This window comes from Trinickia sp. (assembly GCF_051961175.1).
In the GTDB taxonomy this organism is placed as follows: Bacteria; Pseudomonadota; Gammaproteobacteria; order Burkholderiales; family Burkholderiaceae; genus Trinickia.
In genome coordinates this window covers 1-8,885 of the sequence record NZ_JBQCDN010000451.1, presented here as the reverse complement: position 1 = coordinate 8,885, position 8,885 = coordinate 1, and the positions used below count along the sequence as shown (strand labels likewise).

Here is an 8,885-nt window from a genome sequence, read left to right as displayed (position 1 = left end):
GTTCGGCCTCGTCCCGAAGCGCTCCTGCGTGAAGTCGAGGATCGCCTGCGACAGCATCCTTTCCCATTGAGACCTGGCGTTGAATTTCAATCCGCCCGCGCTCAGCAGATCGAGTTCCCGTGCTCGGCGGCCGAGCTGGTCGATCGCGCCATCGGCGCAGACGATCAACTCCGGCGCAAGGTTCCTGAGCACAACCTCGCGTGCCTCCTCCTTGATTTCGGGGTTCTCGATACCGAAGGCAAGTTGTTCAAGGGACTCCTTGCCCTTCCCATGCGCGAGTGCGACGCGTGTGGAAAAGAAGCCGCCCGAGCCCGACTCTACGCGCTTACCGAACTCGTCGATCTGAGCCGATGCGACCTGGTTTTCGGTGCTCTGCTTCCTGCCGAGGAATTGCCGCAGCGTATCGAGACTCTTTCTGATCTGCGACTTTGACACGTCGTAGTCCGGCGAGTGCTCAAAATTCGAAAAACTGCCGTGCTTAAGCGCACTGAAGTACACAGGCTGCTCGCCGTAACGGCTAGCGGCCTTCGCGGTTATTGCCTCATGACTGTGGGCTTGATCGTCGCGACGATTTTCGACTTGAAAATCGCCACCTTCCTTGAAGGTGATTTTCATCTTCGGATGTCCTGGGAGGGCTCGACGTCATGCCCAGCGCGGATGCTTCGCGCCGACTCAGCACGAGTGGCGGCAGCAGTCCGGAACGCTTGGTGTGCGGAACGAGCGGTCAAAGCTGCCAGCACGGAACGCGCAGGCAGCTTCATTCCCAAGATAGCGGGCTAAGGCTAGCCGGCTAGCGTGTCACGGCGAAATCGCGGGGACGTCGCCGAAACATATCGCTGAATGGCGGCGTCATCAGCCCCACTGCGATACGTGGACTTCGGTTACTCGTTTGCTCAGCCCGGCCGCTTCGCGATGACGGTCGGGAACATCCTGGCTGAATCGTCAACGAAACGGATTTCTGCGAAACCCGCCTCCTCCAATTGACGGCGAGTCTGTTCGTGAGTGCGGAACGCGCTCCAGCGTACGTCGACGATCCGGACAAACAGCACGAATTGCAATGCGAGCGCGGCCGGATCGACCCGTTCCATGTTCCACGGCGATTCGGCCGAAAGCGTGGGCGGAGGCGTGAGAAAACTCGTCACCAGGGTGCCGCCCGGCTTGAGCGCGCGCAGGAACGACCGATAAAGATCCGTCACGCGCGCGTCATCCGGTTCGTAGATGTTCAGGCCGTTGCTCGTCAATACGTCGGCACGGCCGTCGAGCGACAACGCCCAGGCATCCTCACATGACAGTGTGACCCGCGGGTTCGGCTCGCGTTCGGAAGTCAGAGCCTTGACTTGAGCGAGTGCAGCCGCATCAAGATCGATCCCGATCAACGACACATCGTCGTATTGACGATAATCGAGCGACAGCAGATCGCCCATTAACCCGCAAGGCACCGATGCGAGCGTCGCCCCCGAACGCAGTAGTGCCTGCAATTCGCGGCGGAAGATACCATAGCGCTCGCGCGTTGCACACGTTGCCGGCAGCCGCTCGTAAAGATCCTTTTCGATCCCGGTCAACGCGACAGACGCCGCGCTGCCCGGCTTGTGCGAAACGAGACGTTGCGTCCAGGCCGCATCGAGACCGCGGTGACGCAACAGGAAACGGCCAAGTTCCGTTTGCGCGAGTGCGTCCAGCAGCGCGAGCTGACGATCGACGCTCGCGCCGGGCAGATCGCCCGCGGCACGAATGCGTGCTGCGGCGGCCTCGCGCAATGCATCATCGGTCACTGCGTCGGACATCGAATGAGAGATCAGGCGGCTGTCACTGATAGACGGCGAGCTGGCGGATTCGGTCATCGATAAATCCTTAAAAGGAAAGCGCGTAGGATAGCGCAAACCGAATATAAAGTTTAACCATCTCTAACGAGTGAGCTAAACCGCACAAACGGAATTAGCTCGGGCTATGTTTGCAGGCGGTAAAAGGACAGGACTGCTGTCCGCCCAAGCGTGAAGGCCATCGCAAGGTGCTGAGGGCGAGTTGAAAGGGCCGAGGCATCGGCTCAACGCCCCTTATGCTCGCCGATGTTCACATCGACCTTCGTCACCCGCCACTCCCCATGGCGGCATACGCCGCTCCGAGCGCCAGGAATATGATGACCAGCGCAGCCAGGAGCACAGCGCTTGCGAGAAAAAGAGAAAACGCCTGCGCGCGTTGTTTGCCCCTCGTCGCTAGTACAGCAGCCGCCAAAGCCACTACACCAGCGCCCAACAGCGCGAAAAAATTCCCGGTGCTATCGGGCCCCATCCAGCCGTCCTCGGTCCCTCGCCACGACGCGATAACACCAACCACGACAGCTATCCAGCCAATTGCGATTGCCCCCCGAAGGGCGGGCTTCATCGCCGCCGCTTGCCCTTGGCCCGCGCGATCCTGCTCAGACCACTCAATATGATCCACGCCGACATCCTCTGAATGATCCGCAAGCGGCAGATGGCTATTGCTATTCGATTTCTGGGGCGGAATGTGGCTCATATTTTTGTCGTTTGAAATGGAAAGGATAAGGTCGCAGTACTTCGCTACGCTGGCAATGACTATCAGCGGCGAACAAGCGCAACATAGTAGACTTAAGTGCGCCTAATGGGAAATGACTTCCAAGTGAGGAAACGATGTTGATCCGTGATGCTGTCGCCGCGGACATGGATGCCGTGACCGCCATCTACAACGACGCCGTTGCGAACACGACTGCAATTTGGAACGAGACCATCGTCGACGTCGCCAACCGCGTGAAGTGGTTGAATGACCGAAGCCAGGCAGGTTATCCGGTCCTCGTCGTGGTAGACGAGGACGGCAAGTCAGGGCATCATTAACAGTCAATTATTGAGGGATATGGGGATTAATCGCTCAAATATGATCGATTAACTACATCTCGCGTTGACAGTCATTCCCGGCAGGCAGAAAATACTCCGCTGCCCGTGCTGGCAGGCGGGGCCGAACACACTGCGCGTGAAGTTGACGTTAACCGGTGCAGAGAAAACTAAACTGCTGGTTGGACAGTTCATGCATTTTGATCTGCGGGCAATCTGTATAACGGCGTGCAGTCCGTCCGCGGCGGACAAGGTGCATTCAGCGGCTCGGTTTCCTATGCCGTGGAAGTCTATGACAGCGGCAACGGCCGCCTGCTGAAAGCATACGTGTCGAAGCAATATCCGAATCTGATGAACCTCGTAGCGGCGTTCGGATCGTTGGGTGCGGCCAAGACCGGCATCGACAAGGGCGCCGACGCGCTGGTCGAGCAGCTTCATTAAAACGGCTCGACCCGCCTAATCGCGCCCGTTGCAGCTTTTGCCCCGTGCGCGGTTGCGCATCATATATGAGTCATCGGAGCGATGCACATCGGGTCGACCACCGTATTCGATGCCGACCGTCCCCCGACGAGACTCCGGTGGAGTAGGATGGCTAACGGATGCTCAAAAAACCGGGGGACGCGATGGGCTCGACGTCTGGACATCAGCTCGCATCAAGCGTGGAAGCAATGGCAACGTTGTGCGAGTACATGGAGCTTGCTCTGGATAAAGGCGGCCACTTGGTCATGGTGAGAAGCCGAAGCAGCGGCACCTGCACGCTCTATGTCGGCAACGAAACCGTGTTGGATGAGCAACTGCCCAAGTGCGGCGTGATTCAGAACAACCTCGCCGACGCCATTCTCGAATCCACGGAGTCCGGCCTCAACGAACTGAGCATCAACGGGGAAACGTACCGATTCATGCGGTTCTTCACCGAGGTAAACCGGCAAGGGGCGGTGGTGTTTGCGGCCGTCTAGCGTCGTCCTGACGACTTACGGTTTGCCGGCGTGGCTCGCATCGCAGAGATACCTGAACGGGCAAAGGCCTGCTCACGAGTAAGATCCGGCTGCCCTCAGCCGTGGCTGTCCACCCAGGCGCGGCACCAATTGAGGCCGACGAACTGCGCCTCGTCTTCGCTTTCGAAGTTGCCCAACACGCCCGATGTTTCAACGAGCTTGCTATCGCGGGTAACGGTGCCGCTGGCCGCATATACGTGGCCTTGCCGGATAGCGTGCCCCCAAATCGCATAGCCTTTGTAGATCTCTGCGTCCATCATTGAACGATCTCCGGCCTGGCGCCGTTCGAGTCGACGCGCAGCACACTACCCTTATGTGCCCGCAGCGGCGGTAGGTTCTGCACGCGCGCGCCAGCGTGGATGCGTACTGCGCGGCCGGCATGCTCGCGCTTGGCCGGCTTTGCGACGGAGGTATTCACGCGGGCGGGCTTCGTTTTCGTCGAACGCTTTGCCGACAGGCGGCCCGCCGCCGGCTTATGGCTAGCTTTGTGCTGCGGGCGCTGTACGTGCCCAGCCTCTGGCGGGTTCCACACCTCGCGGTAGTGTTCCCCTGCGTGGGCGACGGAAGCTCCTGCCAGCAACATCAAACACAGAACACGCAACATCTCATCTCCTACATCCAAGGCGAACCGGATCATTTCGCTTCGGCGGCTTTCCTGAAACAACCGAGCATGCACGCTGCTCGCTCGTCGACAGCGCGACAACAGATGATACTGTATATGCATACAGGCTGCTATGGTTTGTTCGTCTCCCGCTTCCTCCGATCATTCAAAGCCAGAAAACGTTGGCTGGCCGCGGCGCGTTCTTGCCGCAGTCAAGCGTCGGAGGAAAGCGTGCCGCATTGAATGGCCTTATGCAGAAAATTATCTTGGATCTTTTTAAGACCCTGCCGATCAGGTATCGTCCATCGATGCGACGTTTGTCGTTGATGAACCAATGAGGCAAGGATATCGATGTGACGATCCGAAGCTTGTGCGTGTCAGGGAGCAAAGTTGAGCATTGATTCTGCGCTTCCGCCTGAAGGGGGTTGGCATCGACGCGTGCTGATGCTGGCGATTCCGATCGTTCTTGCGAACCTCACCCAACCGATCCTCGGCGCCGTCGATACAGCGGTTGCAGGCCATTTGGGCAGCGCCGCCGATCTGGGAGGCGTCGCCCTCGGTGGTCTTTTCTTCAGTTTCGTGTTCTGGAGTTTCGGCTTCTTGCGCATGGGAACGACAGGACTCGTCGCCCAAGCGTTTGGGGCTCGTAACATGGATGCGTTGCGGGCCGATATCGTGCGCGCGCTACTGCTGGCCATCGCGATCGGCGGCGGGATTCTTGTCGTACAAGCGCCATTGATTGGACATGTGGTCCAGCTCATCGGCGGCAGTGATGCCGTGCAACACAATGCACGCATCTACTGCCATGCACGCATTCTTTCGGCGCCGTTCGCCCTCGGCAACTACGTCGTGCTCGGCTACCTCCTGGGTGCGCAACGCCCGCGCATCGCGCTGCTTTCTCAGGTGTTGATCAATGCTGTGAACGTGGTGGCTGTAGTCACCTACGTCTATGCATTTGGCTGGGGCCTCGCGGGAATCGGCGCGGCGACAGCCACCGCCGATGTTATCGGCTTCGCCTTCGGTATAGGGGTGCTTTGGCATGTGCGGCCGCGCGGGCTGCCTCCGCTGGCGTGGCGCACCGTATCTGACGCAAAATCGCTGAATAAGATCGTGGGAATGAACCGCGACATTTTTTTGCGAACGGTCTTGCTGCTCAGTTCGTTTGCCTGGTTTGCTCACCTTGGCGCAACGCAGGGCGATACGGTTCTCGCTGCCAATGCAGTGCTGCTCAACTTCCAGACCTTCATGGCCTATGGGCTGGATGGCTTCGCTCACGCGACCGAGGCATTGGTTGGTGCGGCGATTGGGACTCGCGATCAATCCGCATTCCGGGAAGCCGTCAAAGTGAACCTGGTCTGGTCAGCGGTGGGTGCCTTCGGTTTCGCGTTGGTCTACGGGTGCGCAGGCACATGGGTGATCAACGAGCTGACCGATCAACCCGCAGTGCGGGCGGCCGCGCGAACGTTCTTGCCCTGGGTCGCGATGTTGCCGGTCGCTTCGGCGGGAGGATTTTTGTTGGACGGCGTATTCATCGGTGCCACGCGGACACGCGAACTCATGCAGACCATGGCAATCTCCGGGGCCTTATTTTTCTGCGCCTCCTGGGTACTCGTCGACATTTGGGGCAATCATGGCCTCTGGCTCGCGCTACTGATTTTCATGGGCGTACGTGGTTTGACACTGCTGCCTTTTTTGCCACGGATCACTGCCGCCATTCGGCCCGCTTCGGTACAGCAAGCGATGTGATTCGTCGAGGCACTCGATGACTGTAGGGCGATGCAGAGATTCATGCTCGGCTTGCTCGACGTATGGCCCGTCGCGTCCGGCATTCGAGTCGGGCCCCTGACGGACTATGAAGAGGAAGCCGTGCGCTTCGCCGGGAGGCAACGGCTGCCGAACGCGAGCGAGAACGGTGCCCGGCGTTTCAATCGCCGCGTCGTGGCCTGCGCAGCGCGTCAATCTGCATATCCAGCAGCCGACGTGCCGTTTGCAGGGCCGCCTGCGGTTCGATACCCCAGCTCGGCATCTGCCCGTCGATATACATCCGTGCGAGGCCGTAAGCCAGCGCGCGTGTTGCAAGCATCGCGTCCTCGGCCGAAACGCTCATGATTTCCCGCCTGGCAACGGCTTCCTTTAACAGCTGCAGCATGCGGTCCCGTATGCGATTGTTGGCCGCCAACAGCCCCGAGGCTTCGAAGTCGATCACCGCCCGCGTGGAAATGACTTCGAAATGGGTGGGATTGCCGAAAGCCCAAGCGAGAAATGCATAACCGAGCACGCGATATTGTTCCAGCGGCGTTGCATCGGCCGCGTCGGCGAGAGCCTGTTCAATATGGCGGGTAAGCCGTGCCATCGCCTCGGTCGCGACCGCTGTCAGCAACGCAGTCTTCGACTCGAAATGGCGGAACGGAGCGCCTGGCGATACGCCGACCCGCTTGGCTGCCTCCCGTACGGAAACCGCCTCGATGCCGCCTTCTTCGATCAGCGCGACCGCGGCTTCGACCAACGCCTCCTTTAGCGCGCCATGATGATACGGGCGGGATGCTTGGACCAACAATGACCTCCTGCGATAAATGGCATCAGCTTACTGTATCGGTCCACCGTTGACACCCGTCGAGCGCGAATGTAATCTGTGATTACATTAGATTAGGACAATAACATGACGATCGCCAAACTCGGACTCGTGTCGTGCGCAGTCGCGCTATTGATTGCATCGCCGGTCCATGCGGACCAATCGCCTCAACCTACCGATGTGGCTGGCGCACCGCGGCTTGTCGTCGACGCGCCGCCAAACGGGGCCGTCGTTCAACACGCGGCGATCATTCGGTTCCATACCCAGAACATCCGGTTGCTGCCGGTATATGGGGAGGCGGCGGTCGCGGTGCAGCCGAGTATCGGGCATCTACATGTGACCGTGGATAACGCGTCGTGGCACTGGGTTCATGTGTCCAATGAACCGGTCGTCGTTCAAGGTCTTGCTCCGGGGCCACATACGGTCCAGCTCGAACTGGCCGATCCGGTGCACCACGTGCTCGATCGGCAACTCGTTACGTTTACGGTCGCACCGCCTGCGGATAGCGGCGGACATGCGCCGGCACATTGACCACGTGTTAGCGTCATACGGGTGCTCGCACTCGGCATCTATCCGCTGCTGGGAAAGCGCGTTGTCGATCTTCGTCACGCCTCGCCAAAGCACTTGATCGCACCCGGCAGTGCCGCCGGTACGGTCGTGCAGGCTCTCCGCCATGTCGGCCCCGTGCGGGCAGCCGATGTCGTGCAGGTTGCCGCGCGTCGGCTTTCGGCCAGCGACAAAAAAACTTTGGCCTCATCGGCCGTTCGGGCCCCTGCCTGGATGAGGTCGACCCTCGTCTCGATCGCCAACGCTGCGGTAGCGGATATCGGTGGATAAGGTTGCCCGTCTTCCCGGAATGAGACAGCCCTCCTCGGAAACGCCGAGAAGCGAAGCAATACGCGCCTCCAGGGCACCAACAAAGATGCCCCAAACCGAGCGCTTTGGACTTCCCTGAAACTCTTTGAATGGTGGGCCGGGTGGGAGTCGAACCCACGGTGTCCTTTCGGAGGCGGATTATGAGTCCGCTGCCTGCAACCAGCACGGCGTCCGGCCCGTCACGCGCCACAGTTTTGAAGTTCTGATACTTGCGGCGCTATTGATATCCGCGATCGACGGGGCTTCGCGGAAAGATTGCGAGTCTATCGGCTAATGCCATCACATGCAAACGGCAAAAGCTCAATAATCGCGAATGGAGTACAGCCACTACAAAAAGGCCCGGCATCAAGCCGGGCCCTATCACCCTACTCAACCGATCCGACGGATCAATTCCCTTCCAGGAACGACTTCAGCTTATCCGACCGGCTCGGGTGACGCAGCTTGCGCAGCGCCTTCGCCTCGATCTGACGGATTCGCTCGCGCGTCACGTCGAACTGCTTGCCCACTTCCTCGAGCGTGTGATCCGTGCTCATTTCGATACCGAAACGCATGCGCAGCACCTTCGCTTCGCGCGGCGTCAACGAATCGAGCACGTCCTTCACGACATCGCGCATGCTCGCGTGCAACGCGGCATCCGACGGAGCCACCGTATTCGAATCCTCGATGAAATCGCCCAGGTGCGAATCGTCGTCATCGCCGATCGGCGTTTCCATGGAGATCGGCTCCTTCGCGATCTTCATGATCTTGCGGATCTTGTCTTCCGGCATCTCCATCTTCTCGGCGAGCGTTGCCGGATCCGGCTCGAGACCGGTTTCCTGCAGGATCTGCCGCGAGATGCGGTTCATCTTGTTGATCGTTTCGATCATGTGAACCGGAATACGGATCGTGCGCGCCTGGTCCGCGATCGAACGCGTAATGGCCTGGCGAATCCACCACGTCGCGTACGTCGAGAACTTGTAGCCACGGCGATATTCGAACTTGTCCACGGCCTTCAT

At 59.6% G+C, this 8,885-nt stretch carries 10 protein-coding genes, 1 tRNA gene and 2 pseudogenes; 5 read left to right on the top strand and 8 right to left on the bottom strand.

The genetic code is table 11. The annotated features are described in order from the left end of the window. The 3 genes from ACTHL0_RS25795 to ACTHL0_RS25785 form a co-directional block, all read right to left on the bottom strand. A partial coding sequence (locus ACTHL0_RS25795) for a hypothetical protein (RefSeq protein WP_440569905.1) occupies positions 1-615 on the bottom strand: 615 nt, incomplete at its 3' end. A gap of 278 nt (positions 616-893) precedes the next feature. Continuing rightward, the gene (locus ACTHL0_RS25790) at positions 894-1,841 is read right to left on the bottom strand and encodes an SAM-dependent methyltransferase (protein WP_440569904.1); all 948 of its coding nucleotides are present in this window, start codon (positions 1,839-1,841) and stop codon (positions 894-896) included. A gap of 244 nt (positions 1,842-2,085) precedes the next feature. Then, on the bottom strand, positions 2,086-2,514 hold the full coding sequence (locus tag ACTHL0_RS25785) for a hypothetical protein (protein ID WP_440569903.1): 429 nt from the start codon (positions 2,512-2,514) through the stop codon (positions 2,086-2,088). Positions 2,515-2,648: 134 nt separating this feature from the next. Here ACTHL0_RS25785 and ACTHL0_RS25780 point away from each other — a divergent pair. The 3 genes and pseudogenes from ACTHL0_RS25780 to ACTHL0_RS25770 form a co-directional block, all read left to right on the top strand. Next, a pseudogene (locus ACTHL0_RS25780) lies at positions 2,649-2,831 on the top strand (N-acetyltransferase family protein); the annotation flags it as partial. Positions 2,832-2,964: 133 nt separating this feature from the next. Further along, positions 2,965-3,287: pseudogene (locus ACTHL0_RS25775) on the top strand (DUF3313 domain-containing protein); the annotation flags it as partial. A 158-nt stretch (positions 3,288-3,445) separates the two neighbouring features. After that, entirely contained in the window at positions 3,446-3,802 is a 357-nt protein-coding gene (locus ACTHL0_RS25770; protein WP_440569902.1) for a hypothetical protein, read from the top strand. A 95-nt stretch (positions 3,803-3,897) separates the two neighbouring features. Here the strand turns inward: ACTHL0_RS25770 and ACTHL0_RS25765 are convergent, their stop codons facing one another. Then, positions 3,898-4,098: a hypothetical protein gene (locus ACTHL0_RS25765; protein WP_440569908.1), complete on the bottom strand. Its 201-nt coding sequence runs from the start codon at positions 4,096-4,098 to the stop codon at positions 3,898-3,900. Next, on the bottom strand, positions 4,098-4,259 hold the full coding sequence (locus ACTHL0_RS25760) for a hypothetical protein (protein WP_440569901.1): 162 nt from the start codon (positions 4,257-4,259) through the stop codon (positions 4,098-4,100). The genes ACTHL0_RS25765 and ACTHL0_RS25760 overlap by 1 nt, the downstream gene beginning before the upstream one ends. A gap of 627 nt (positions 4,260-4,886) precedes the next feature. Here ACTHL0_RS25760 and ACTHL0_RS25755 point away from each other — a divergent pair. After that, complete coding sequence (locus ACTHL0_RS25755; RefSeq protein WP_440569907.1) at positions 4,887-6,188, top strand: MATE family efflux transporter; 1,302 nt, start codon at positions 4,887-4,889, stop codon at positions 6,186-6,188. A 178-nt stretch (positions 6,189-6,366) separates the two neighbouring features. Here ACTHL0_RS25755 and ACTHL0_RS25750 read toward each other — a convergent pair whose 3' ends face one another. Continuing rightward, positions 6,367-6,948: a TetR/AcrR family transcriptional regulator gene (locus tag ACTHL0_RS25750; RefSeq protein ID WP_440569906.1), complete on the bottom strand. Its 582-nt coding sequence runs from the start codon at positions 6,946-6,948 to the stop codon at positions 6,367-6,369. A gap of 153 nt (positions 6,949-7,101) precedes the next feature. Here ACTHL0_RS25750 and ACTHL0_RS25745 point away from each other — a divergent pair, with 153 nt between their 5' ends. Next, on the top strand, positions 7,102-7,545 hold the full coding sequence (locus ACTHL0_RS25745; protein ID WP_440569900.1) for a DUF6130 family protein: 444 nt from the start codon (positions 7,102-7,104) through the stop codon (positions 7,543-7,545). Positions 7,546-7,980: 435 nt separating this feature from the next. Here ACTHL0_RS25745 and ACTHL0_RS25740 read toward each other — a convergent pair. Continuing rightward, a tRNA-Ile gene (locus ACTHL0_RS25740) sits at positions 7,981-8,068 on the bottom strand. Positions 8,069-8,276: 208 nt separating this feature from the next. After that, positions 8,277-8,885, bottom strand: a 609-nt coding sequence (locus ACTHL0_RS25735) for a sigma-70 family RNA polymerase sigma factor (protein ID WP_440569899.1), incomplete at its 5' end; no start/stop codon positions are given.